16 protein-coding genes and 1 pseudogene are annotated in these 23,636 nt (G+C 71.6%); 7 read left to right on the top strand and 10 right to left on the bottom strand.

Annotated elements, in window-relative coordinates; genetic code table 11:
* Nucleotides 1-12: 12 nt before the first annotated feature.
* Nucleotides 13-924: a TetR/AcrR family transcriptional regulator gene (locus tag ABZ893_RS13170; RefSeq protein WP_361401452.1), complete on the top strand. Its 912-nt coding sequence runs from the start codon at nt 13-15 to the stop codon at nt 922-924.
* A gap of 136 nt (nt 925-1,060) precedes the next feature.
* Here the strand turns inward: ABZ893_RS13170 and ABZ893_RS13165 are convergent, their stop codons facing one another.
* On the bottom strand, nt 1,061-3,142 hold the full coding sequence (locus tag ABZ893_RS13165; RefSeq protein WP_361401449.1) for a SpoIIE family protein phosphatase: 2,082 nt from the start codon (nt 3,140-3,142) through the stop codon (nt 1,061-1,063).
* A gap of 106 nt (nt 3,143-3,248) precedes the next feature.
* Nucleotides 3,249-4,454 carry a serine hydrolase gene (locus ABZ893_RS13160; RefSeq protein ID WP_361401447.1) on the bottom strand — a complete coding sequence of 402 codons (1,206 nt, stop codon included), beginning with the start codon at nt 4,452-4,454 and terminating at the stop codon, nt 3,249-3,251.
* A gap of 277 nt (nt 4,455-4,731) precedes the next feature.
* On the opposite strand from ABZ893_RS13160, the gene ABZ893_RS13155 reads away from it, so the two are divergent.
* Nucleotides 4,732-6,228, top strand: a complete 1,497-nt coding sequence (locus tag ABZ893_RS13155; protein WP_361401445.1) for a hypothetical protein — start codon at nt 4,732-4,734, stop codon at nt 6,226-6,228.
* A gap of 6 nt (nt 6,229-6,234) precedes the next feature.
* On the opposite strand, the gene ABZ893_RS13150 is transcribed toward ABZ893_RS13155, so the two are convergent.
* Nucleotides 6,235-7,008, bottom strand: a complete 774-nt coding sequence (locus ABZ893_RS13150) for a class I SAM-dependent methyltransferase (RefSeq protein WP_361401442.1) — start codon at nt 7,006-7,008, stop codon at nt 6,235-6,237.
* A 139-nt stretch (nt 7,009-7,147) separates the two neighbouring features.
* Complete coding sequence (locus ABZ893_RS13145) at nt 7,148-9,127, bottom strand: heavy metal translocating P-type ATPase (protein WP_361401439.1); 1,980 nt, start codon at nt 9,125-9,127, stop codon at nt 7,148-7,150.
* 95 nt (nt 9,128-9,222) lie between these two features.
* Here ABZ893_RS13145 and ABZ893_RS13140 point away from each other — a divergent pair, with 95 nt between their 5' ends.
* Nucleotides 9,223-9,597 (top strand): metalloregulator ArsR/SmtB family transcription factor, encoded by a 375-nt coding sequence (locus ABZ893_RS13140; protein ID WP_361401436.1) that lies wholly within the window; start codon nt 9,223-9,225, stop codon nt 9,595-9,597.
* 31 nt (nt 9,598-9,628) lie between these two features.
* Here ABZ893_RS13140 and ABZ893_RS13135 read toward each other — a convergent pair whose 3' ends face one another.
* Both ABZ893_RS13135 and ABZ893_RS13130 read right to left on the bottom strand, forming a co-directional pair.
* A complete protein-coding gene (locus tag ABZ893_RS13135) occupies nt 9,629-10,222 on the bottom strand; it encodes a hypothetical protein (protein ID WP_361401433.1) in 594 nt (197 codons plus the stop codon).
* Nucleotides 10,223-10,813: 591 nt separating this feature from the next.
* Nucleotides 10,814-11,629, bottom strand: coding sequence for an SAM-dependent methyltransferase (locus ABZ893_RS13130; RefSeq protein ID WP_361401430.1), 816 nt, complete (start codon nt 11,627-11,629; stop codon nt 10,814-10,816).
* A 174-nt stretch (nt 11,630-11,803) separates the two neighbouring features.
* Here ABZ893_RS13130 and ABZ893_RS13125 point away from each other — a divergent pair, with 174 nt between their 5' ends.
* Nucleotides 11,804-12,328: a GNAT family protein gene (locus tag ABZ893_RS13125; RefSeq protein ID WP_361401427.1), complete on the top strand. Its 525-nt coding sequence runs from the start codon at nt 11,804-11,806 to the stop codon at nt 12,326-12,328.
* A 13-nt stretch (nt 12,329-12,341) separates the two neighbouring features.
* Here the strand turns inward: ABZ893_RS13125 and ABZ893_RS13120 are convergent.
* Nucleotides 12,342-13,274 (bottom strand): annotated as a pseudogene (locus ABZ893_RS13120) (endonuclease/exonuclease/phosphatase family protein); the annotation flags it as partial.
* A gap of 379 nt (nt 13,275-13,653) precedes the next feature.
* On the opposite strand from ABZ893_RS13120, the gene ABZ893_RS13115 reads away from it, so the two are divergent.
* The 3 genes from ABZ893_RS13115 to ABZ893_RS13105 are packed head-to-tail and all read left to right on the top strand — an operon-like array spanning nt 13,654 to nt 17,935.
* Nucleotides 13,654-15,111 carry a cytosine permease gene (locus ABZ893_RS13115; protein ID WP_361401424.1) on the top strand — a complete coding sequence of 486 codons (1,458 nt, stop codon included), beginning with the start codon at nt 13,654-13,656 and terminating at the stop codon, nt 15,109-15,111.
* Nucleotides 15,112-15,167: 56 nt separating this feature from the next.
* On the top strand, nt 15,168-16,838 hold the full coding sequence (locus ABZ893_RS13110; RefSeq protein WP_361401421.1) for an amidohydrolase: 1,671 nt from the start codon (nt 15,168-15,170) through the stop codon (nt 16,836-16,838).
* Complete coding sequence (locus ABZ893_RS13105) at nt 16,835-17,935, top strand: C45 family peptidase (protein WP_361401418.1); 1,101 nt, start codon at nt 16,835-16,837, stop codon at nt 17,933-17,935. Before ABZ893_RS13110 ends, ABZ893_RS13105 begins: the two co-directional genes overlap by 4 nt.
* Nucleotides 17,936-18,092: 157 nt before the next feature.
* On the opposite strand, the gene ABZ893_RS13100 is transcribed toward ABZ893_RS13105, so the two are convergent.
* From ABZ893_RS13100 to ABZ893_RS13090, 3 genes are all read right to left on the bottom strand, one after another.
* On the bottom strand, nt 18,093-18,305 hold the full coding sequence (locus ABZ893_RS13100) for a hypothetical protein (RefSeq protein WP_361401415.1): 213 nt from the start codon (nt 18,303-18,305) through the stop codon (nt 18,093-18,095).
* 102 nt (nt 18,306-18,407) lie between these two features.
* Nucleotides 18,408-19,826, bottom strand: a complete 1,419-nt coding sequence (locus ABZ893_RS13095; protein ID WP_361401412.1) for an NAD-binding protein — start codon at nt 19,824-19,826, stop codon at nt 18,408-18,410.
* Between the two features lie 713 nt (nt 19,827-20,539).
* Nucleotides 20,540-23,440 (bottom strand): BTAD domain-containing putative transcriptional regulator, encoded by a 2,901-nt coding sequence (locus tag ABZ893_RS13090; RefSeq protein WP_361401409.1) that lies wholly within the window; start codon nt 23,438-23,440, stop codon nt 20,540-20,542.
* Nucleotides 23,441-23,636: the final 196 nt, after the last annotated feature.

Genomic DNA, 23,636 nt, shown 5'->3' with positions numbered 1-23,636 from the left:
CGGACCAGCGCGATGACGGCGATCCACGGGGTGACGGAGGGCGGCGCGGGCGACACCGCGACGGATGCGGGGGACACCGCGACCCTGGCGGAGCGGGCGCGCCTCGTGGTGCTGTCGGCGCCCATCAGCCAGCGGGAGTTCGCCGGCCGCGTGGGCATGGACCCCACCGCGCTGTCCAAGGCCCTGCGCGGCAACCGCCGGCTGCGGGACCACGAGATCGCCGCCATCGCGCAGGTGGGCAAGGTGTCGCAGCGGTACCTGCGGACCGGTGAGGGAAAGCCCCCCGCCGCTCGCGGAGGTGCCGGCGGCGGGCAGCCCGTGCGCCGCCGCGCCGACGCCGTGGACGCAGACCTCCGCCGCGCCCAGATCCTCGAAGCCACCGCCCGGCTCATCGCCCGTCGAGGGTTCCACAAGGTACGGGTGGCCGACATCGCCCGCGCGTGCGGCACCAGCACCGGCACCGTCCACTACCACTTCCCGACGAAGGACGACGCGCTGCGCTCCGCCCTCGTCTTCTACGCGGAACGCTTCCACACGCGCCTGGAAGAGGAGTTCAAGACCGCCGACACCACGGTCGAGAAGCTGCGCAGGCTGATCGAGGTACAGCTGACGACCACCGAGGAGGACGCCGACGAGTGGTCGGTGTGGGTCCAGTCGTGGAACGAGGCTGTCCTCGACCCGACCCTGCGGGAAGGCCAGCGCGGGGTGTACAACCGCTGGCGGCAGATCGTCGTCGACCTGCTGCGGACCTGCCAGCGGGAGGGCATGGCCGAGGGCGCGGACGCGGAGGCCATGGCCAGCCGCTTCACCAGCATGGTGGACGGCCTCGCGATCCAAGTGCTCGCGGGGACAGGGGACATGGACGCGGCACGGATGCGCGACCTGCTGCTGGACGCGTTCGAGCCGTACATCACGCTTCGCTGAGGGAGCTGGGCGGGCATCCGGTGCGGGCTTCCGGTGCGGGGCTTGTCTGTTGAGGCGGGGCTTGCTGGATGAGGCGGGCTCACCGCACGAGGCCGGGTTCACAGCACCACGCTTGGCTCACCGCACCGCGCGAGGCTCAGCGCATCAGGTCGAGGGACAGCTCGCACCACACCGTCTTGCCGTTGCCCCGGGGCTCCACGCCCCAGGCGGTGGCCAGTTCCTCGACGAGCATCATGCCGCGCCCGGACGTGCTCTGTTCCGTCGCGGCCCGGCGGCGGGGCGACTCCGTCGACGTGTCGCTGACGGCCAGGCGCAGGCCCCGGCCGCTGTGCCGGACCGGCCGGGCCGTCAGGGTGGCATGGCCGTCGGTGTGCAGCAGCGCGTTGGTGGCCAGCTCGCAGGCGAGAAGTTCCGCCGTGTCGCACAGCGCCTCGAGCGACCAGCTGTGCAACGCCTCGCGCAGGGCGGTCCGGGCGTCGCGCAGGGCGTCCGGGTCGCTGGGGGAGATGACGGCCTCCAGCCGCGCGACCGGGCTGGCCTCGCCCCGGCCGCGCCGCAGCACCAGCAGCGCCACGTCGTCCTCCTCACCGGTGTAGGCCGCCATGACGTCAAGGAGATGGTCGGCCAGCGCGTCGGGCGTACCAGGTGCGGCCGCCAGCGCGTCGAGCAGCCGCGCCCGCCCCTCGTCCAGGTCCTGGGCCCGCGCCTCGATGAGTCCGTCCGTGCACAGCACCAGCGTCGAACCCGGGTCGAGCACCGTCTCGAAGACCGGGTACGCGACCTGCTCGCCCGGCGCCGACAGACCCAGCGGCAGCCCACCGGGCGTGTCGAGCCAGACGCAGCGCCCGTCGGGGCAGCGGAGGACCGGCTCGGGATGGCCGGCGCGCACGATCGACGTGAGCCCGGTGACCGGGTCGATGAGCGCGAGGAGACACGTGGCGAAGCGGTCCGTGTCGAGCTCGGCGAGGAACGCGGAGGCACGCGCCATGGCCGTGGACGGCGGATGCCCCTCGGCCGCGTAAGCGCGCAGGGCGATGCGCAGCTGGCCCATCACGGCGGCGGCCGTCACGTCGTGGCCCTGTACGTCGCCCACGATGACGGCGATCCGGCCGTCCGGCAGCGTCAGCGCGTCGTACCAGTCGCCGCCGATGCCGCCCCGGGCGCGCGTGGGCCGGTAGCGGGTCGCGAGGTGCAGGCCGGGCACGTGCGGCAGGATCCCGGGGAGCATCGCGGTCTGCAGGCCCGCGGCCAGCTCGTGCTCCTGGTCGTAGAGCAGCGCCCGCTGGAGGGACTGCGCGATGACTTTGCCGAGCGCCGTGAGTACGGCACGCTCGTCGGGCGGGAAGCTCGCCCGGCCCTCGTAGGAGAGCCCGACGGCACCGATCGGGGTGTCCTGGGCTATGAGCGGCAGGTACACGGCCGCCGCGGCCTCGGGGAACTTCGACAGGTACGGCGTGAGTGCCGGGTAGCGGGCGATGAATTCGAGGCGGTTGGTGACGAACACCGGCTCGCGGGTGCGGACCGCCTCGGTGAGGGGCAGCGGCTCGGTCAGCCGCGACAGGTGGAAGTCCTGGATGAGGCTCTCATGGACGCCGTTGGAACCGACCAGTTCCATCCGGCCGTTGTCGATCATCCCCAGGATGATGCTGGACGCTCCGATGCGCTCCAGGAGCCGGGAGTCGGTGAGGGCGTCGGCGACGTCCTCCACGGTGACGGTCGGTACGAGCGCGTCGCTGACGTGGACGACGAGGTCGGACGGGCGGCGGCTGTCCTCCAGCGCCTGGCGCAGCTGCTCGCTCTGGTCCACCGCGCGCAGTTCCTGACTGGCGTCCCGGATGATGCCGATGACCCGGAGCGGCCGGTTCTGCTCGTCTCGGACGATGTGGCCCTGCGTGTGCGTCCACTGGAGCCGCCCGCTGGGATGCCGTACGCGGAAGTAGAGGCTGAAGCCGGAGCGCTCGCGCAGCGCGCGGTCCACCAGCTCTCCCACGGCCTGCAGTTCGCTGACCACCATCCGCTCACCCAGCGTGGCCAGCCGCCCGTCGAACTCGCCGGGCCGGAACCCCATCACCGCGAGGCCGCCGTCGTCGTAGCGCATCAGACCGCTGGCGACGTCCCAGGAGAACGTGCCCATGCCGTTGACCGCCAGGGCGACATGGGCGGCGGCCTCGGAGTGACTGTCCGTGTCGGGCCCGCCTCTCGGTTCGATGTGAGCCACCCGCTCATTCTGCGCGGGTTCGTGCGGGGGCGCCCGTCCTGCGCGGCCGGCGGGGGCGGCGTTCACCAGGGTGCCGGGCGTGCGCAGGTGTCGGGCGTGCGGCCGTTCACTCGGCTGCGGCCTTGCGCTTGCGGCGGACGATCCTGACGACGAAGGGGACCGCCGCGAGGGTGAGCAGGGCGGCGGCCGTACCGAGGTGCCGGGCGAGGTCGGACGACGAGTGGCCGGACGCTGCGGAAGCCTGCGCGGGCACGGCTCCGGCCTGGGCCGGATCGGGGCGGTGAGACGCGCCGTACGAGGCCATCCCGCGCATAAAACCCGCGGTCACGGCAGAGGGAGCCGCGTCGAACCCCCAGTCCAGGAGCTCACGGCTCTCGTCGTAGACCGCGTTGGGCGCCCCTCCCTGCGGATTCATGATGGTGACCAGGATCGTGCGGCCGTCGCGGGTGGCGGCGGTGACGAGGGTGTTGCCTGCCTCCGAGGTGTAGCCGTTCTTCACACCGATCAGCCCCGGATAGGGCTCCACCCCATGGGATCCGACCAGGAGACGGTTGGTGTTCTGGATGCCGAAGGAGTCGGGCCCGCCGGCCTCCGGGAACTGCGCCCACTTCGTCGAGCAGTAGCGCCGGAAGTCAGCGTTCCGCAGCCCAGCCCGCGCGAAGAGGGACAGGTCGTACGCGGAGGAGTACTGCCCCGGGGTGTCGAAGCCGTCGGGGGAGCGCACCTGGGTGTCGTGGGCGCCGAGCTTCTCCGCCGTGGTCTGCATCTGCGCGAGCGTGTGCGGCAGTCCGCCGTTCATCCGGGCGAGGGTGTTCACCGCGTCGTTGCCGGAGCTGAGGAAGACGCCCCGCCACAGGTCGCCGACGGTGTAGCTGGTGCCCTCGTGGACACCGACCATGCTGCTGCCGGGTGCCACGGAGTCGATGTCGGAGGTGACGGCCGTGTGCTCGGCGTTCGCGGGCAGCTCGGGCAGGAGAGTCACCGCGAAGAGTGTCTTGAGGGTGCTGGCGGGCGGAAGGTGGCGGTGCGGGGCCTTGGCTGCCAGCATGTTGCCCGTTTCGACGTCGGTCACCGTCCACGACAGCGCCGACACGTCTGGCGTGTCCGGCGTTCCTGGCGCGCTCGGGAACTGGCTGTCCGGCCCGTCGGCATGGGGCGGCACCCCGACCGCAGCGCCCCCGACCGCCCCTACGGCTGCGCCGGCCGCGCCCGCGGCCGGGCCGACAGCGATCGCCGCACCGGCACACGTGGCGACCACCGTCTTGGTAACTGCCTTGGTAATACAGGGGTAAAAGCGTACGAATCGCGTCATGGCGGAAACGTAGGGGCGTTCCACCCACCTCGCCATCGCGGGTACGCCAACCGGCCGGACGGGGTGCGCGCGACTTTCTGACGAACGGAAAGCCGACGGGTGTGAGCTGACCCATCCTCAGCGCGACAGAGCCGCCTGAACGGGGGACAGGGCGCTGCGCCTCCGCGAGCCGCGGGTTAGCTTGGCCGTGTTCCGACCTCTCGCCCTCGCCCACACCCCCGCACCTCGCAGGGGTGCACATCGCTGCCCTACGAGCCGTAGGGGTGAAGGGTTGCGGATGCCCAGGACCGTGAAGACCGAGCCCGGCCACACCTCGCCGGGCGAGCAGGCACGCTCAGCCGAGGCCCGCTGGTGCCGCCGGCAGAACAGCTGGCTGGCCCTCGTCGCCGGGACCTTCGTCCTCGCCCAAATCGCCCTCGTCCGGCCCGGCATGGGCCTCGGCTGGGACGAGACGGTGTACGTCAGCCAGGTGAGCGCACATGCCCCCGCGGCCTACTTCAGCGCGCCGCGCGCTCGTGGCGTCCCCGTGCTGGTGGCACCGGTCGCCGCCTGGTCGTCGTCCACTCCACTGCTGCGGATCTACCTGGCCCTGCTGTCCGGACTGGCGCTGTTCCTCGCCCTGCGCGTCTGGCGCGGCCTGTTCCCCGCCCGCGTCCTCGCGATCGGCGGCGCGTTGTTCGCGTCCTTGTGGGTGACGCTCTACTACGGCCCTCAGGCCATGCCCAACTTCTGGGTGGCGATGGGCGCGCTCGCCGGTGCGGGTTGCTTCCTGCGGGCCCAGGAGGACAGGGCCCGGCGCGCTCCGGTGTGGGGCCTCGCGGCGAGCGCGGCACTGATGGCGCTGATGCGTCCGACGGACGCGGTCTGGGTGTGCCTGCCGCTGCTGGTCGCCCTGATCGCCGTACGCCGTTGGCGGCACTGGCGATTGCTGGTGGGGCTGGTGGCGGGACTGGTCGCCGGGGCGGGTGAGTGGGTCGTCGAGGCGTACGTCAGCTACGGCGGCCTGGCGCAGCGGCTGGCCGACGGCTCCGGCATCCAGGGCGGGCTCGGCTGGAACGTGGCCGTGGCCGACCAGATGCGGAGCCTCGTCGGCCGTTCACTGTGCCGCCCGTGCGTGGGCGCACTGCCGAACCCGACGTTGTACGCCTGGTGGTTCGCGCTCCCCGTGCTCGCGGTACTCGCCCTGGTGGTCGCGGTCCGGGCCGGGCGCACGGCGCGCACACTCGTGCCGCTGGCCTGCGCCGCCGCGGCCGCGTTCCCGTATCTCTTCCTGATCGACTACGCCGCTCCTCGCTTCCTGCTCCCGGCCTACGCGCTGCTGGCGATCCCGGTCGCCGACGGCGTCGCGCACACGGTCGCCGCGGCGCCCCGGGCCTGGCGCCCGGCGGCGGTGACGCTGGTGGCGCTCGTTGTCGTCGGCCATCTGGCCGTGCAGTACGCCGTGCTCGACCGTCTGGTCGGCCGGGCCACCGCCGGGCACCGCGACTGGGCGCGCACCGCACAGACGCTCAACCGCCTGGGAGTACGGGCGCCCTGTCTGGTCGCCGGCGGCAACAACGTCCCGATCGCCTTCCGGGCCGGATGCGCCTCCATCGACACCACCGGCTACAACGCCAACATGACGGCCGCCGCGCTCACCCGGACGGCCGGGCGGACACCGGTCGCGGTCCTGACGGACGGGACGGGTGCGCCGCCCTCGTACGCCCGCACCTGGACGTCGGTCCGGTGGGAAGGGCTGCGGATCTACCTGTCGCCCGCGGCACGCGCGTCCTGAGCGTGGCTACGCGTGCGTGACCCGGATCTTCGACTGGCCGTGCGGCCGCCGTTCCCAGTCGTCCATGAAACGGGCGGTCAGGCCGTGCCGTTCGGCCAGCGCGAGGAGCGTCTCGGTGCGGTAGTAGAAGTCCTCGCGGAGCACCTGGTGTTCGGTGCCTTCCGTACGGTCGTACGTGAAGTCGAAGAACCCGCCCGGCGCCAGCACCCGCCCGACGTTGGCCAGGCACTCGTCGATGACTTTCAGCGGTGAGTGCGAGAAGACGCTGTGGGCGTGCACGACCGTGAACCAGCCCGATGGCAGGAAGTCGAGCGTCAGGTTCTCGACCAGGGCCAGCCGGGCGAGGCGGTCCTGGAGACCCCGGCGTACGAGGGTGCGCTGCGCCTCGACGAGGATGTCAGGCGAGATGTCGATCCCGTAGTAGTGGCCGGGTTCGAGGTGGTCGATGAACCGCCACCCGGCGCGCAGGTTCCCGCAGCCGATCTCCAGCATCCGGTCGCGCGGCGTCAGACCGTGTTCGAGCAGGTAGTCGAACTGCATCTGCCCGAGCGCCAGCCAGCGGTCCTCCGAGCGGCTGCCGACGGCGAGTTCGGGGCTGCGTGCGGTGTCGGAGGCCATGACGGCGCGGTAGTACGCGACGTGGTCGCGGTGCCGCATTCGCAGCCAGGTGTCGCGCGCGGTGCGGCGCAGGTAGGGCGGGATCCGGTCGGGATGCTGTACGGCGTAGTGGAGTTTGTGCCGTACGGACGAACGGTTCTTCGACAACTCGGACTTCGGCATGGCTGACTCCGTGGTCGCTCACTCCGTGGTGGTCGGTCGACAGCCCACCGTACGGCAGCGTGGCCCGGTGCCTCCATTTGCTTATGTGGTCCTTTCGGCTCACATCCGGGCGCCGGTGCGCCGGTGCGCCGGGGACGGATCACTCAGCCGTTCCGCCGCGGGCCCGACGCCAGGCGCGATCTGTCAGCAGCCGCAGCCCGTTCAGCCCCACGATCACCGTCGAGCCCTCGTGGCCGGCGACGCCCAGCGGCAGCGGCAGCGTGCCGATCAGGTCCCAGGCGACCAGGAGGGTGATGAACGTGCCTGCGATCACCAGGTTCTGCACGACGAGGCGGCGCGCGCGCCGGGACAGGGACACGGCGGTGGGGATCGCCGCGAGCTCGTCGCGGACGACGACCGCGTCGGCGGCGTCCAGGGCGAGGTCGGACCCGGCGCGGCCCATGGCGATGCCGGTGTGCGCGGCGGCGAGCGCCGGGGCGTCGTTGACCCCGTCGCCCACGACGAGCACGCGCCGCCCGGCCCCCTCCAGCTCCCGCACGGCCGCCACCTTGTCCTGCGGCAGCAGCCCGGCCCGTACGTCCGTGATGCCGAGCCCGGAGGCCAACCGCTGGGCGGCGCGCGGGTTGTCGCCGGTCAGGAGTACGGGCGCGCTGCCGGTGAGCGCGGTGAGATCGCGGGTCGCCTCGGCGGCGTCGGGGCGCGGCCGGTCGGCGATGCCGAGCACGCCGGCGGGCTTGCCGTCGAGGGTGACCAGGACGGCGGTGCGGCCCTGCTTCTCCAGGCGGGCGGCCTCGTCCAGCGCCGGATCGTCCGCGCCCGCCAGCCGATGGGGTGCGCCGACGGCCACACGTGTGCCGTCGACGGTGGCCACGACACCGGTGCCCGGCCGGGAGGCGAAGTCCATTGCCGTCGGCAGGGCCCGCAGCTCACGGGCGTCCGCGGCATCCAGTACGGCGCGCGCCAGCGGGTGCTCACTGGGATGCTCGGCGGCGGCGGCCCACCGCAGCAACTCGTCCTCGCCCAGGCCCGATCCGGCGAACGGACGGACGTCGACGACGCGCGGCGCGCCCTCGGTCAGTGTCCCCGTCTTGTCCAGCGCGACCGCGTCGACCTGCCCCAACCGCTCCATCACGACAGCCGACTTGATGAGAACGCCGTGCCGCCCCGCGTTCGCCATCGCGGACAGCAGCGGCGGCATCGTCGCAAGCACCACGGCACACGGCGAGGCGACGATCATGAACGTCATCGCCCGCAGGAGCGCTTCCCGCACACCCGAAGCGAACAGCAGCGGCACCATGAAGATCAGCACGGTCGCGGCCACCATGCCCAGGCTGTAGCGCTGCTCGACCTTCTCGATGAACAGCTGTGTGGGCGCCTTGGTCTCGGCGGCCTCCTCGACCATCTTGACGATCCGCGCGAGCACCGAGTCGGCGGGATCACGCTCGACGCGCACCCGCAGCGCCCCCGTGCCGTTCAGCGTCCCGGCGAACACCTCGTCCCCGACGTACTTGGCGACAGGCAGCGGTTCACCCGTGATCGTGGCCTGGTCGACATCGCTGGACCCGTCCACCACCTGCCCGTCACCACCGATGCGCTCTCCGGGCCGTACGAGGACGACGTCCCCCACGGCGAGCTGCTCGACGGGTACGACCTCCTCGCCGCCGTCGGGCCGGATCCGGGTCGCCGTGCTCGGGGCGAGATCCAGCAGCCCGCGCACCGAGTCCGCCGTACGCGCGGTGGCCACCGCCTCCAGGGCCCCCGAGGTGGCGAAGATGACGATCAGCAGCGCGCCGTCGAGCACCTGCCCGATCGCCGCGGCACCCAGGGCCGCGACGACCATCAACAGGTCCACGTCGAGCGTCTTCTCGCGCAGGGCCTTGAGCCCCTCCCAGCCCGGCTCCCACCCTCCGGTCACGTACACGGCGGCGAACAACGGCCCCCACATCCACCCCGGCGCACCCAGCAGGTCCAGTGTGAGCGCGGCCAGGAACAGCACCAACGCGGCCAGCGCCCACCGCACTTCGGGGAGCGCGAGCAGGCGCGTACGAGCGCTGCGCACGGGTGCGGGCGATGTGCCGCCGACGGCCCGTACCGGCTGCTGATCAAGGGTGGAAGACATGACAAATAGCCCCTTCACGGGCAGATGTGGCTTGCATTCCCACCATACAGGTTCATGTGAACAGGTCTTCATGTATGCCGGGGTATGCTGCCCGCATGGGTCACGGAGCCGTCACGACCAGCAGCGCGACCACCCGCGAGCGCCTGGACGCCGTCGGTGTCGCCGACGTCGCCGCCACACTTCAGGCCCTCGCCACGCCGTCGCGCCTGCGCATCCTCGCCCGCCTGCAGGAGGGCCCCTGCGCGGTCGGCGATCTCGCGACGGCCGTCGACATGGAACCCTCCGCCTGCTCCCACCAACTCCGCCTGCTGCGCAACCTGGGCCTGGTCGCGGGGGAGCGCCAGGGCCGCTCGATCATCTACGCGCTCTACGACAACCACGTGGCGGAACTGCTCGACCAGGCGCTGTATCACGTGGAGCACCTGCGCCTCGGAGTGCGCGACCAGCCGGGCGAGGGTCGCCAGGGCTGACCGCGCTGACCGCCTGGCTGACGATTGCTCGTCAGCAGTGGTTGGTCATGGCCGCCGAGCGGATCTGGGCGGCGCCGGACGGTGCCACTCCGGGAATTGCGTCCCAGAAGACGAAGGGATATTGGGACCCCTCCCACGCCATGGTCATCCCGTCGTGCTGCGGAATGGGATGCCCGATCGGCTCATTCATCCCGTCGTAGAACTGGAGCGCCTTCATCAGCCAGACATCGCCGGAGGAAGAAGAGCTGGTGGTGGCCTGGAAGAAGACCATTCCGTCCGGGTACAGATACAGCAGGGGCCGCTGCATCGTGCAATCCCCGACCCGGATGTCGTTCCACGACATCCAGTAGATCCATCCGTCAGGTACCGAGTACATGACGTGGCTGCGCACCATCGGCGGGAGATAAAGGCCTCGGGCCGAAGTGGCGATGTCCGCGCCGGGAGCGGCCGCTTGGGCCTGCCTCGCCCTGGTGGCGGAGCCATCGGGCAGTGAGCCGGCGAACCCGCCCTGGGCCGACGGCGTACTCGTGGTCTCCTCGGCGGTCGTGGCGGAATGCCTTCCATCTGGCGGCAGTGTGTCCGTGGAACCGCCCCGTGCGGAATTCGACGTTACATCCCGGTCCATACGGGCCTCCCTCTGGATGACGTTTTCCGCATTCCATGGAAGCTCCGGACCTGAAAGATCGCATCTTGGTGCCGGGTGATTAAGTTGGCTTTTCCACTGTTGAATCGACTGATAGTGGAAGGGGAATTGTTCCGAGCGTGCATCCGGTGTGTATTCAGGTGCGTATCCGGTAGAATTCCGACGCCCTGGCATTCCCGGCAAAATGAGGGGAAAGGCGGGGTGCTCCCCTTGGGGACGCCTCGGTGACCTGCCAGACTCTCCCGGTGAGCCAAATCCGCCGCCCCCTGGGCACCGGCCCCCGCCCCGACGAGCCGTCAGGGCCTTCCGAACCTTCGCGGCCTTCGCGCCCGGCGCGAGGCCGCACGGCCGCGGAACGCGCGGGCGCCGCGGAGCCGTCGCCGGAGGCCGGACCGGCGGACACGCCGGACCCCGCCGCGCCCGGCCGGCGGCGACTCGGCATCGGCCAGGCACGGAACGAGGACCCGGCCGGTTGACCGGATGCGGGCACGCGCGCCCGGAAGGATGCGGACGCGTGCGTGCCCGGCCGAATGCGGACGCGCTCGCGCGCACCCGGCCGATCGCGCTGAGTGGTCAGGCCTTGCGGGCCAGGCCGCCGTGCTCGGCGATGAGTTCCGGCGCGGGGGAGTCCGCGTCGGGCCGCCAGAACGGCACCGAGACCACGCCGGGCTCAAGCAGTTCGAGGCCGTCGAAGAACGCCGTGATCTGCTCGACGGGACGCAGGAAGTAGGGGACGGCGCCGGAGCTGTTGTAACCGTCCTGGGCCTGCTCGAAGACCGGGTCGATGCCGCGTGAACCGTCGTTGATGGACAGGTAGCTGCCCGACGGCAGCCCGTCCAGCAGACGCTTCACGATCGTGCGGGCCTGCTCGTAGTCGCCCATGTGCCCGAGGATGTTGCTGAGGATCAGGGCGGTGGGCTTGCTGAAGTCCAGCGTCTCGGCGGCGGCCGCGAGGATGCGGTCGGGGTCGGCCAGGTTGGCGTCGACGTACGCGGTCGCTCCCTCGGGGGTCGAGGTGAGCAGGGCGCGGGCGTGCGCGAGGACCATCGGGTCGTGGTCGACGTACACGATCTTGGTCTCGGGGGCGATGCGCTGGGCGACCTCGTGGGTGTTGTCCTCGGTCGGCAGGCCGGTGCCGATGTCGAGGAACTGGCGGATGCCCGCCTCGGCGACCAGGTACGTGATGTTGCGGCGGAGGAACGCGCGACTGCTGCGGGCGATCGTGGTGATACCGGGGAAGAGGGCGCTGTACGAGTCGCCCGCCTCCTCGTCGACCGGGTAGTTGTCCTTGCCGCCGAGCCAGTAGTTCCAGATACGGGCCGAGTGCGGGACCGACGTGTCGATCTTCTCGTGGGCCGCAGGTCCGGGGGTCGCCGCTTGGTCCGTCATGGGTACCGTCCGTCTTCCAGGCGTGGCGTGAACTATTTCATCGCACAACCTACGTCCCAACAATCATGATGTGCACACCAGTTCAGGCATTAGGTGGCCGGATCACCAGTTCTTTCCTGACGCTTCACCGTGTGGGGGTTGGGTGATCGGCGCTACGGAGAGGGGGAACGGGCGATGACGGCCTCGGTGGAATTGCGGAACGTGGACGAGGGGAACCTCGAACGGCTCCTGGTGGTGGCGGTCGCCGACGCGGATCCGGAGGAGGTCATGCCGCCCGTCGCCGGCCCGCCGGGGTGGACGACGGGGCGTCAGGAGGCGTTCCGGGCATGGCACCGGGCCCGGCGCCCCGGACTCGACGGTCCCCTCGGGGAACGTACTTTCGCGATCGTCTGTGAAGGGGAGATCGTGGGCTCGGCGCGACTCGCGGCCCGCGCAACCGGCCAGGTCCTGGAGACAGGCATGTGGCTGGCCCGTTCACATCGCGGGCAAGGTCTCGGCACCGCCACCCTCCGCCAACTCCTCGACGCGGCAGCCGAAACGGGTGCGCACTCCGTGGTCGCCGACACCAAGACCCACAACGCGGCGGCCCTCTCGGCACTGCGGCGCAACGGCGCGACGCTCCGCCCCGGAGAGGGCTCGTCGGACGACGTTCACGCGGAACTGATGCCCCACCAGGTGCGGCCACCTCAGGGCACGTGACGGTACTTACGTTGATGTTGGCGATGACCGGCACATGGTCGCTTCCCGTGGCCGGGAGGGTGCGGATGTGGGTGACGGTCGCCGAGCGGGCCATGACCTGGTCGATACGGGCCACGGGAAAGGCTGAAGGAAAACTGAAGGCGAGGCCGCGCTGTGCCGTGCTCAAACGGGACGTCAGCGGGGCGAGCCCCTGGTCGTCGACCGTGCCGTTCAGGTCGCCGAGCAGGATCACCGTCTCGATTTCCTCGGCCGCCACGGCTCGGCCCAGCATGGCCGCGCTCTCGTCGCGCCGGTCGGACGCGAGGCCACTGGCGCGAACCCGTATGGAGGGCAGGTGTGCGACGAATACGGCGACGGGGCCCTGCGGTGTGCGCACCGCGGCGCGTAGCCCACGCTGCCACGTCGCCCGGAATCGCTGCGGCTTGATGTCCACGAGCCGGGCGCCGGACAGCGGATGCTTCGACCAGAGCCCGACTGTGCCCCGGACCACGTGGTACGGGTAGCGCGGGGCGAGGCCCGTGACGTATGTCGGCAGTGCTGTCGGCACCAATTCCTCCAGCGCGATGAGGTCGGGCCCGGCATCGGCGAGCGCACGGGCGGTGCCCGCCGGGTCCACGTTCTCGTCGCTGACGTTGTGCTGCACGACGACAAGATCACGGGAGTGACCAGGTTTCGCGGGCAGTAGCAACCCGCCACACACGTAGGTCCATGCGGCCGCAGGCAGGAGCAGGGCCACCAGAGCGGTCACCGATCGCCGGATCAGCGCCAGCACGAACAGCACGACGACCACGAGGCCGAGCCACGGCAGGAACAACTCCAGCAGACTGCCGACATGTCCGGGAGAGTTGGGCACGCCCCGGTGGAACACCAGCAGCCCGGCCGTCACCAGGGCAACCCCGACGAGCCCACGCCCCCGAGCCCAGATCGAAGGCTCCGACTTCACCATGGCTACCTGTCTACTCAGGTGCTTCGCGTCGCCTTCCAGGACGTGCCGTGAGGGGACGAGGGTTCCCATGTGTGCCCAGAGCGGAAGAGCTCCTCCTCGAATGCGTCCATCACCTGCCCGCGCGGGGAGGCCCGGCACCCGTACCCGGTACGGCCTCGGGGGTCCCGCGCCGGTAAGCCGGTACGCGCTCCCGCGCCTCGCGCCGGTAAGCCGGTACGCGCTGCCTCGCCCCGCGTCCACCCCCATCACCAGCCGTATTGCGAATTTATCTCCCGAGAAACCTTGACGTCACGCTCCCCTCGGCTATTAGATCTCCCCTATTGGGCGCATGGCCAATAACGATCGCCCGGTCGTAAGTGACACTTCTTGGGAGGATGCGATGGCGGTAAGAGACCTGACAGCCACCGTCGACGGCGATGAGGCCATGACCGCGGGAGAGCCCGGGGAACAGGCGGGACAGCTTGAATCCCACGGGATCGACTACATCCCCGAGGAGGAGCGGCAGGGCCGTGCCCGGGAGCTGTTCGCGGTGTGGGCGGCGCCCAACGTGAGCTACCTGAGCCTCGTCGTGGGCGCGGCGATGATCCTGATGGGTCTCACTCTCGTCCAGGCGCTCGCCGTCATCGTGGCCGGAAACCTGCTGTGGGTGCTCACCGGAGTACTCGCGGTGAGCGGCCCCGCCGCCGGCACCACCGGCTCGGTGATCTCCCGCGCGATGTACGGCATCCGCGGCAACAAGGTGATGGTCGCCCTCACCGGCTGGCTGATCTCCGCCGCCTACCTCGCGCTGAACTGGTCCGGCGCCTCGGTCGCCGCGATCGGCCTCGCAACACGCCTCGGCGCCCCCAAGAGCCCGGTGATCGACGGCGTGATCATCTGCGCCATCGCCGCCGCGACCCTCGTGGTCAGCGTGTACGGCCACGCCACGATCATGCGGCTCTACTCCTTCCTGAGCGTCGCCCTCACGATCGTGTTCGTGGTGGTCAGCGGCTATGTCCTCGCGCACACCGACTGGTCGTACCGGCCCGCCCAGTCGCTGCACGGTGCCCAGCTCTGGGTGACCCTCATCGGCGGGTTCGCCATCATCGCGTCCACCCCGCTCTCGTACGGCAACAGCCCGGACCTGGCGCGCTACCTGCCGCGCGACAGCAAGCCGCGGGCCGTGGCCGGGTGGACCGCGCTCGGCGCGTTCCTGCCCAGCGTCCTGTTCACCGCCGTCGGCGCCCTCGCCGCCACCGCCCTGAACATGAGCGACCCGGAGGCGGCCCTGGAGGGCATCCTCCCGGCCTGGTTCATCCCCGTCTTCGTCATCGCGGTCGTCCTGAACACCGTCGCCAACAACGGCCTCACCGCGTACAGCGCCGGTCTCGCGCTCCAGTCGATCGGCGTGCGCCTCGGCCGCGTCTGGGCCGTGCTCATCATCGGCATCATCGCCACGGCCATGACGCTCTACGCCCTCCTCGTCTTCGACTTCCTGACCAGTGTGAACACCATGCTGGAGCTCGTCGTGGTGGTCACCGGACCCGCCGTCGGCGTGTACGTCGCCGACATCTGGATCTGCCGCAACCGCTACGACGGCCCGAAGCTCCTCGACGAGAGCCGCGGCAGCACGTTCTGGTACGACGCGGGCGTCAACGGCGCCGGAGTCACCGCGTTCCTCGCCGGTGCGCTCACGGGCGTCCTGTGCGTGAGCACGAGCTTCTGGACCGGCCCGGTGTCGTCGCTGCTCGGCGGCGCGAACCTGTCCCTCGTCGCCGGCCTCGTGGTCTCCGCCCTCGTCTACGTGGCACTGGGCCGCACCCGGCGCCGCGCGGCCGTCACCAAGCCCGCCGCCTGACACCTCCGGACCCCGGGGCGTTCAAGACACCGCCGCCCCGGGGAACCGTAGAACCGATGCACCAAGCACCCGAGAAGAAGAAGGCAGTCATGCAAGCCGATGCCCTTGTGCGCGTGGCGCACGTCGAGACCCTCGACGGCGCCGACGCCACCTCGCGACCCGGGCCGCAGGTCGTGGCGATCCGCGACGGGCGCGTCCTCGCCGTCGGGGGCGAGGAGGTCACGGCCGCGTACAGCGGCCCCACGACCACGGTGCACGACTTTCCGGACGCCGTGCTGCTGCCCGGCCTGACCGACGCCCACGCGCACCCCGTCTGGGGCTCGATCGAGATCGGCAGCGGCATCGACCTGTCCGGCGCCGAGAGCCTGGAGGACGTACTCGACCTCGTGGGCGACGCCCTGCGCAGCCGCCCCGATGACGCCTGGGTGACCGGCTACGACCTCGACCTGAACCACTTCCCGGGAGCCCCCGGCGGAGCCGTCCTGGGCGAGCGTTTCCCGGGCCGCGCCGTCTCCCTGATGACCCAGGACGCGCACGCCCTCGTGGTGAGCCCGCGCGTCCTGGAGATCGCCGGCCTCACCGGCAGGGAGACCTTCAGCGACAAGTCCTGCGTCGAGGTCGGCCCCGACGGACTGCCCACCGGCTACATCCTCGAACTCCAGGCCATGGACCTGGTCTTCGCGCACTACCCCGAGGTCAGCACCGAGAACGCGGCCGCGTACGTCCTCGAGCAACTGGACATCCTCGCCGCCGGCGGGCTCACCGGCCTGCACGCGCTGGACTTCACCGACCCCAGCGAGGCGGTGTACCGGAAGATCGAGGAGGACGGCGAACTTCCGCTCCGCATCCGCTGCTCGCCCCTCGTCCCCGCCGACTCCGGCCCGGACGACTGGGCACCGGTCGCCGAACTGCAGGGCACGCGCGGCCGCCGCTGGTGGGTCGAGGGCGTCAAGTTCATGCTCGACGGCACCGCCGACAACGGCACGGCGTGGTTCGACCACCCCGACACCCACGGCGAGAACGACACCTCGCTGTGGCGTGACGTGGACGCGTACCGCAGGGCCGTGCGCTACTTCGCCGAACGCGGCATCGCCACCGCGACCCACGCCATCGGCGACCAGGCCGTACGCGTCGCCCTCGACGTGATCGCCGAGGCCGGTCCCGCGGCTCAGGGGCCCCACCGGATCGAGCACATCGAGTCCATCCCGGACGACCTCCTCGACCGCTTCGCCGAACTCGGCGTCGTGGCCAGCCTCCAGCCCGTGCACGGCACCCGGCACACTCGCGCCGACGGCGACGACAACTGGTCGAAGCGCATCGGACCCGACCGGGCCGCCCGCGGCTGGCGCACCCGTGACCTGCTGAGTCACGGCGCCGTCGTCGCCCTCGGCTCCGACTGGCCCATCGGGCCCGGCGACCCCCGGGTCGCCCTCGCGGACTGCCAGCTCCGTCGCCCCGTCGAAACCCCGGCGACCCCGCCCGTGCAGCCCGAGCAGGCCCTGACCGCGCTCGAGGCGTACCGCGGGATGACCCGCGCCACCGCCGAGGCCGCCGGCATGTCCGGCGAGCTCGGCCGCATCGAGCCGGGGCACCTCGCGGACTTCACCCTCTTCGCCGCGAACCCGCTCGACCTCAGCCCCGAAGAGCAAGCCGCCAACACCGTCGTCGCCACGGTCGTCGGGGGCGAACCGATCCACCACACCACCGTGACCGAAGGACTCCTGTGAGCACGCCGATCGCCCGCCCCGCCGAACGCCTCCACATCGCGGTCGCCTCGTCCGACCCGTTCGCGCGCGGAGCCGCCCGCGGTGAGCTCCTGCGCGACGCCCTCCCCGGCGGGATCGCCGGCTACGACCGGTTCTTCCGGCTCGGCGGCATCAGCCCGGAGCAGGTCCGCGAGGACGCCGAGCGCGCCCTTGAGGCGATCGACGCGTTCCGCCCCAAGGCCCGCACCGAGATCGAGGGCATCGCCCACGGTGCCGGTCTCGACGTCTGGCGCATCGCCGCGCTCAACGCCCGCACCGAGATCCTCGCCCGCAGCGCCACCGTGCCGCCCGGCGAATGCTCGACGATCGTCCGGCGCACCGGCGGTGAAAGCCCCGCCCCGGGCACCTTCGGCATCCAGACCTGGGACTGGCACGTCGAGCTGAACCCGTTCTGGCACACCCTCGAATCGCGCGGCGGCCGGCACGACGTCGTCGGCCTCACCGAGCACGGCATCCTCGGCAAGATCGGCGTCAACAGCGCCGGTGTCGCCCTGCACTTCAACATCCTCGGCCACCGCCGCGACGGCATCGGCGGCATCCCCATGCACGTCCTGGCCGCCCTGGTCCTGGAAGAGGCCGGCAGCGTCGCCGAGGCCGTCGAGATCGTGCGCAGCGCCCCGATCGCGTCCTCCGGGTCGTTCGCCCTGTTCGACACGACCGAGGCCGTGCTGCTCGACATCAGCCCCGAGGGCGTGTTCGCCATGACGCCCGAGCGCGGGACGCTGGTGCGCACCAACCACTTCCTCACGCCCGTCCCCGCGGCGAACGAGAAGTCCTGGCTGTACCAGCCCGATTCGGGCGAGCGTTTCGACCTCATCCAGAAGCGGCTGGCCGAGACGGGCGAGCTGCCGGGCTCGGCGGACGAACTCGTCGGCTTCCTCGTGTCGGGTGAGGGCGAGGCCGCCCTCACCTGCATCCCCGACATGAACCTCCCCGAGGGCCAGCGGTGGGCGAGCCTCGCCACGATCCTCCTCGAACCGGCCACCCGCACCGCCCGCATCCTGGACGGCACCCCGGTGGACGCCGGTTCGCAGCCCTGGAAGCTCCTCGCGGCCTAGTCCGCGGCCCTGGAAGCTCCTCGCCGCGTAGTCGGCGGCTGATTCCACTCCCGGCCCCTCACCGGGCGACTTCTCCGTCGCCGGGTGAGGGGTCGTCGTCGTCACGCTGCACGGCGTGACCGACTCGTCCGGCCCCGAAGGCCGGTGCCGCCCGGTGTCACCTGGGCGGGTGGTGGCGGTCCCGTACGCGCCGTGGGGGCGGGTGCCCGGGGTGGCGGCCGTGTTCGACCACGCCGCTCGGGCCCACGACGGACTCGGGTATGCCGGACGCCCACACGGTGTCGCACGCGGTGCACGCGAACCGCTCCCACAGACCGTCGGTGTGACGGCCGCAGGTCGGGCACTGCTCCGTGGTGAAGTACGAACTCACGAGCGGTGACGTTACCCGCGCATTCCGGTGATACGGCAGCGAATTCAAGCCCCGGTCGGGAGTTGGCGCGACTTGGGGGGAGTGCTCTGCCGGCCCGGAAGCTCAGACTCCGGACGGTGTCAGGTCGGGTCCTGACTCACGCTCGGACGACTGAGGATCGTCGTCACGCGTGTCCCACGTCGCCAGGTCGACGACCTGGCCGTCGGGGAAGAGGGCGCAGGTGCGGCCCTCGGCGACGAAGACGCTGGACGGCTCGGCACCCAGCACCGACGCGGCGACGAACGCGCCGACGATCCGCGGGAAGTCGCACACCGCGCCGATCCGGAAAAGGACCTGCGACTCCGTCGAGACCTCGTCGCTCCCGGCCCGCAGAATGATCCGCTGGTCGTGCGCGACCGCTCGGGCCGCGACGGCGACCGCCATGTTCTCCAGGCTGTCCGAACCGACGGCGGCCACACCGCGGGCCTGTCGGACCGAGAGCCGTTCGAGCAGGAAGCGGTCACCGCCCCGGCCGAGCACGACCGGGATCTTGAGCGAGCGGGCCAGCGGCAGGCACTCGGCCTGCGCGTTGCGCTCCACGGCGACGACCTTGACGCCGAGCGCCTTCAGGCGGACCGACAGGCGCAGGCCCACCTGCCCGAGGCCGACCACGATGACGTGCCCGCGGCGCGGTATGGAGCGGGCGCCGAGAATGCTGGTCATACGGTGCCCGGTGAACCGGTCGACGACGCTCGCCGTGAAGATCGCCGCGAGCACCAGGACGATCAGCATCGAGACGGCGGACACGACCTTGTACCAGGCGGGCCCGTGCTCGGCGGCGGGCGAGGAACCGATAGTGGTCAGCGCACGGGCGGCGTTCCACATCGACTCGCTCCAGTGCTCGTGCAGCACGGTGACGCCGAGCGCGATGTCCAGGGAGAAGGCGATCGACAGCGCCGCGAGGCTCGCCACGAGCGCCTTCGCCGAGGTCCCGAGCGAGCGCAGCCAGGCTCTGGGGGACGCCGGGCGGTGCGCGGCGGCGTGTGCGGACAGGGCGCGGCCCGACAGGTGCTCGACCGTCGTCTCGCCGCCGTCCCGGCGCACCGCGACGACGCCGTTGCCGTCCGGCTGGAGCGCCGCGTAGCTCGGCGCGAGGCAGCCGGCGAGCAGGCTGGGCACGATGGCGTCGGTCATGCTCAGGACGGTGCAGTTGGGCACGGTCCGGGAGACCTCGGCGGCGACGGTGCGGTCGAACAGGGTCACCACGAGGCGGATGCCCGGCTTGATGTGTTCGGCCAGCAGTGCGTAGCGCAGGGCCACGATGTCGTCACGGGAGACCACCGCGACGGCGTCCACCGGGTGCTCCAGGTACTGCCGCAGCGTGTCGTCGTCGGGCTTGGGCAGGCGGTGCACCGTGCCGTACCAGCGGCCGATGTGGGCCGCGGCGGAACGACCGAGGGCCTCGTCGTCCTCGATGATCACGATGTGCTGACCCGGCGACGGTATGTGCTGCGTCTCGTCGCGGGGTGTCTGCGGGTTCAAGCCATGGGCCTTTCTGCACGGGCGGGGCGGCGAACCGCCCCGGGGGTGGTCCCGGCAATGCCTGGTCGAGGCTTGATGCGGGCGCTTCGGCACGGGCCGGCTCTGGTGTCGGCACGTCTGCCTCGAACGCCGCGCCCGAGGAGTGGGGCACGGGTGTGGGAGGAGCCGAGCGGTCTTCTTTGTACCAGGTCGGTACGTGTCTGTTCGAGGCGTTTTCGGGCGTCAGCGCCCGGAACTGTCCGAAATCCCGGACACGGGGCCGGTGACCCGGATCGCGGGGGCCGGTGATCCCGGATGCGGGGCTGGTGACGCGGGTCGTGAGGCTGGTGATCTCGGATGCGGGGGTGGTGATGCGGGTCGTGAGGCGGACGACCACGGACGCGGGGCTGGCGCACCCGGACGCGATGCCGATGGTCGCGGTCGCGGGGCCGGTGGCCCGGGCCGCCGGGCCGATGACCTCGGACGCGGGGCTCGTGACGCGGGTCGTGAGGCCGGTGGCCTCGGACGCGGGGTTGGCGCTCCCGGACGTGATGCCGAAGACCTCGGACACGCGACCGGTGACCCGAGCCGCGAGGCCGGCGGCCCCGGACACGGGACCTGAGACTTTGGACGCGAGGCCGATGCTCCCGGGACACAGGACCGGAGACCTCAGGCGCGCCGCCGGTAACCCCGCACACGAACCTGGCCGCCCGCGCAAAACGCGCCCCCCGACCTCAGCCCTGCGCCCGCCCCGACGCCAGGTTCGCCCCCATGCGCTCCGCCGCCGCATCGCGGCGCTGCGTGCGGTAGAGGTCGAGCGCCGCCGTCCACGCCTCGCGGGCCCGGTCCGCTTCGCCGCGCTCCGTATAGATGTCGCCGAGCGCCGACCACGTGTCGGCCTCGCGGTTGGCGTTGCCGATGGCCTGGTAGTGGGTGAGCGCTTCGCCGTACGCGTGGAGGGCGCGGTCGGTGCATCCGGTGTGCCGGGCGATGTAGGCCAACGTGTCCCACGTGGACGCCAGGCCCTCGCCGTCGCGATGGTGCTGGAGCAGGGGCAGCGCCTGAAGGCAGTGCTCCTCGCCCTCCGCGAAGCGGCCGAGGCGGGCGAGCGCCCAGCCCGTCCCGTTGAGGATGTTGGACTCGCCGACCTGGTTGCCGAGCCGCCGGTAGCCGTCGAGCGCCTCCGCGAAATGCGGAAGGGCGCTCTCGTAGGCGGCCAGCCGGACGTGAACTTCCGCCAGAGCATGGTGAGTTCGCGTGAGCCCCGTCGTGTCACCGCTCTCGGCGAAACAGGAGCGGGCCTCCGCGAGGTGGGGCAGGGCTTCCTCGTAACGCCCCGCCTGGGCCAGAGCCACCGCCAGCCGCTGACGCGTGTGCGCGGCCAGCGACGCGTCCTCCAGCGCACACGCCGCGTCCAGCGCCGACTGCCAGGCCCGGATGCTCTCCGCGAAGAGCCCGCGCCGCCACCGGAACGTGTGCAGCGACCACGTCAGCCCGCAGACGGCGGCATCGAGGCGATGCCGCTGCGCCGTCTCGGCGATCTCTTCCAGCGCGGTGTACTCGGCCTCGAACCAGGCCAGCGCGCTGTCCGCGTCGTCGAACGTCCGGGGCGCCGACTCCGGTGACCTGGTCGGCAGCGGATCCTCGGTGCTCCGGTGGGGATCGAGCACCCGGTGTGCCGCGTGCGCGGTCTCCACGTAGAAGTCGACCAGGCGGCGGGTGAGTTGGTCGCGCACCTCCGCCGGCAGCCCGGCCGCCTGTTCCTCGGCGTACAGCCTGACCAGGTCGTGCATGTGGTAGCGGCCGGGGAGGTGCTGGCGTACGAGGCAGGCTTCCTGGAGGACGCGCAGCGCGCGCCGCGTCTGCGCCGGGGTGCGCTCGACGAGGTGGGCGAGCGCGGGGAGCGCGATGTCCTGGAGGGGCGAGAGGCCCATCAGGCGGAAGACGTGGGCCGACTCCGGGTCCAGGGCATGGTGCGAGGCCGAGAACAGCACCCGCAGGTTCGTCGAGACGTCACCCGCGTCCAGCGCGTCGAGGCGCGTACTCGGGTCCCGCAGCTCCTGCGCCAGATCGTCAAGGGCGTCCACCGGCAGGCCGACCGCGTGTGCGGCGGCGATGTCGAGGGCCAGCGGAAGCCCGGCGCACGAACGGACGATGTCCCGCATCGCGGGCTCCGCCGCCGCCCGGGCGGTGCCCATGCGCCGGGCGAAGAGCCGCGAGGACTCCATGTCGGGCAGCACACCGAGGTCGACCGAGCCCGCGCCGCTGCGCACCTTGAGGCCGCTCAGCCGGTTCCTGCTGGTCACCAGGGTCAGGCAGCCGGGGGAGCCGGGCAGCAGCGGCAGGACCTGAGCGCTGTCCCGGGCGTTGTCGAGGAGTACGAGGATCCGGCGCCGGGCCACGAGTGTGCGGTAGAGCGCCGCCCTGCCCTCCGTGTCCGCGGGCATCTCGTGCTCGACGGCGCCCAGGGCGACGAGGAACGCGTGGAGCACGTCGTGCGGGCGCGCCGGTTCCGCACCGGGGCTGAACCCGTTGAGCTGCGCGTACAGCTGTCCGTCCGGGAACTCGTCCCCGTGCTCGTGCGCCCACCGCAGCGCGAGCCACGTCTTGCCGATGCCGCCCATGCCGCCGATCACGGACACCGTGGGCGTGTTCTCGTCGGCGTGCGACACGGCCTGCTCGTCCAGGAGCTTCAACGCGTCGTCCCGGCCGATGAACCCCGTCGGACTCGCGGGGAGCTGACGTGGAACGCGCGGAGACGGCTCGGTGTCCTGTACGGCACGGCCGGGCGTGACGGTGACGGCCAGCAACTCGTCGTCCGACACCAGCATCCGCTGGTGGAGCTCCTGGAGCCGGGTGCCCGGATCGGTCCCCAGTTCGTCGGCGAGCAGCGAGCGCAGCTGCTCGTACGCCGCGAGCGCCGCCGCCGGCTGGCCGCTCCGGTACAGGGCGAGGATGTGCTGGTGCGCGATGCGCTCGTCCAGCGGATGCGCGGCCGAGAGCGCGGCGAGGGGCTGGACGAGATCGGCGTGCCGGCCCTCGGCGAGCAGGAGTTCGTTGAATTCGAGCCGGACGCCGAGGTGTTCGGCCTCCAGGGTGAGGCGGTACCCGTCCAGCCACTCGGACCTGAGACCGGCGAACGGCCGGCCGCGCCACACGGCCAGGGCATCCTCGTAACGCCCCCGCGCCTCTTCGGGCGGACCGGTGCGCGCCTGGCCGACCAGGGTGCGGAACCGGACGAGGTCCAGGTGGCGCTCGTCGGTCCGCAGCACGTACCCGGCCGGCGTCCGCACGATGTCCCACGCCTCCTGCTCGGCGGGCGTCACCCGCAGGGCGCGCAGCCGGGAGATGTAGCTGTAGAGCGTGGCGGAGGCCTGCCGTGGAGGCGAGGCTCCCCAGATCCGCTCGACGAGGGTGTCCAGGGACAGCGGCCGGTTCACATCGACGAGCAACAGGGCCAGAACGGCTCGCTGACGCGGCGAACCAGGGACGATCTCGGATCTCCGGCCCGGCGAACCGGGTACGACCTCGTGACCGTTTCCGTGACTGTGCCCCGGAGAACCGGGTTCGACGTCGGACTCCGGGGAACGGATGACCACGTCACCGAGGACCGCGAACCCGATGCCCGTACCCATACAGCGTCCCTGCCTCATCCCTTGCTCACGTGCCTCGCCGAACAGTGACCGTCCGTGCGTCGACTCGGGATGCGGTGCTGCTCATCTTGCAGTTGCAAGAAAGTATCAAGGTCGCTGCATGGCGTGTAGGAGAGCCTGGTCACGCGCGTACTGCCGCGTCTTCGGACCTGTCGGCGGTGGCGGCCGGGGGGCCGCG

The organism is Streptomyces sp. NPDC046821, from assembly GCF_040645335.1.
In the GTDB taxonomy this organism is placed as follows: domain Bacteria; phylum Actinomycetota; class Actinomycetes; order Streptomycetales; family Streptomycetaceae; genus Streptomyces.
Note: the sequence above shows the minus strand (reverse complement) of the source record. Positions and strands in the feature narration are given on the sequence as shown.

Bases quoted from the DNA above. Each gene is read 5' to 3' on its own strand.
- ABZ893_RS13155 (WP_361401445.1), top strand. From the start codon at position 4,732: ATGCCCAGGACCGTGAAGACCGAGCCCGGCCACACCTCGCCGGGCGAG.
- ABZ893_RS13090 (WP_361401409.1), bottom strand. From the start codon at position 23,440: ATGGGTACGGGCATCGGGTTCGCGGTCCTCGGTGACGTGGTCATCCGT.
- ABZ893_RS13145 (WP_361401439.1), bottom strand. From the start codon at position 9,127: ATGTCTTCCACCCTTGATCAGCAGCCGGTACGGGCCGTCGGCGGCACA.
- ABZ893_RS13170 (WP_361401452.1), top strand. From the start codon at position 13: ATGACGGCGATCCACGGGGTGACGGAGGGCGGCGCGGGCGACACCGCG.
- ABZ893_RS13125 (WP_361401427.1), top strand. From the start codon at position 11,804: ATGACGGCCTCGGTGGAATTGCGGAACGTGGACGAGGGGAACCTCGAA.
- ABZ893_RS13130 (WP_361401430.1), bottom strand. From the start codon at position 11,629: ATGACGGACCAAGCGGCGACCCCCGGACCTGCGGCCCACGAGAAGATC.
- ABZ893_RS13160 (WP_361401447.1), bottom strand. From the start codon at position 4,454: ATGACGCGATTCGTACGCTTTTACCCCTGTATTACCAAGGCAGTTACC.
- ABZ893_RS13115 (WP_361401424.1), top strand. From the start codon at position 13,654: ATGGCGGTAAGAGACCTGACAGCCACCGTCGACGGCGATGAGGCCATG.
- ABZ893_RS13135 (WP_361401433.1), bottom strand. From the start codon at position 10,222: ATGGACCGGGATGTAACGTCGAATTCCGCACGGGGCGGTTCCACGGAC.
- ABZ893_RS13110 (WP_361401421.1), top strand. From the start codon at position 15,168: ATGCACCAAGCACCCGAGAAGAAGAAGGCAGTCATGCAAGCCGATGCC.
- ABZ893_RS13140 (WP_361401436.1), top strand. From the start codon at position 9,223: ATGGGTCACGGAGCCGTCACGACCAGCAGCGCGACCACCCGCGAGCGC.
- ABZ893_RS13150 (WP_361401442.1), bottom strand. From the start codon at position 7,008: ATGCCGAAGTCCGAGTTGTCGAAGAACCGTTCGTCCGTACGGCACAAA.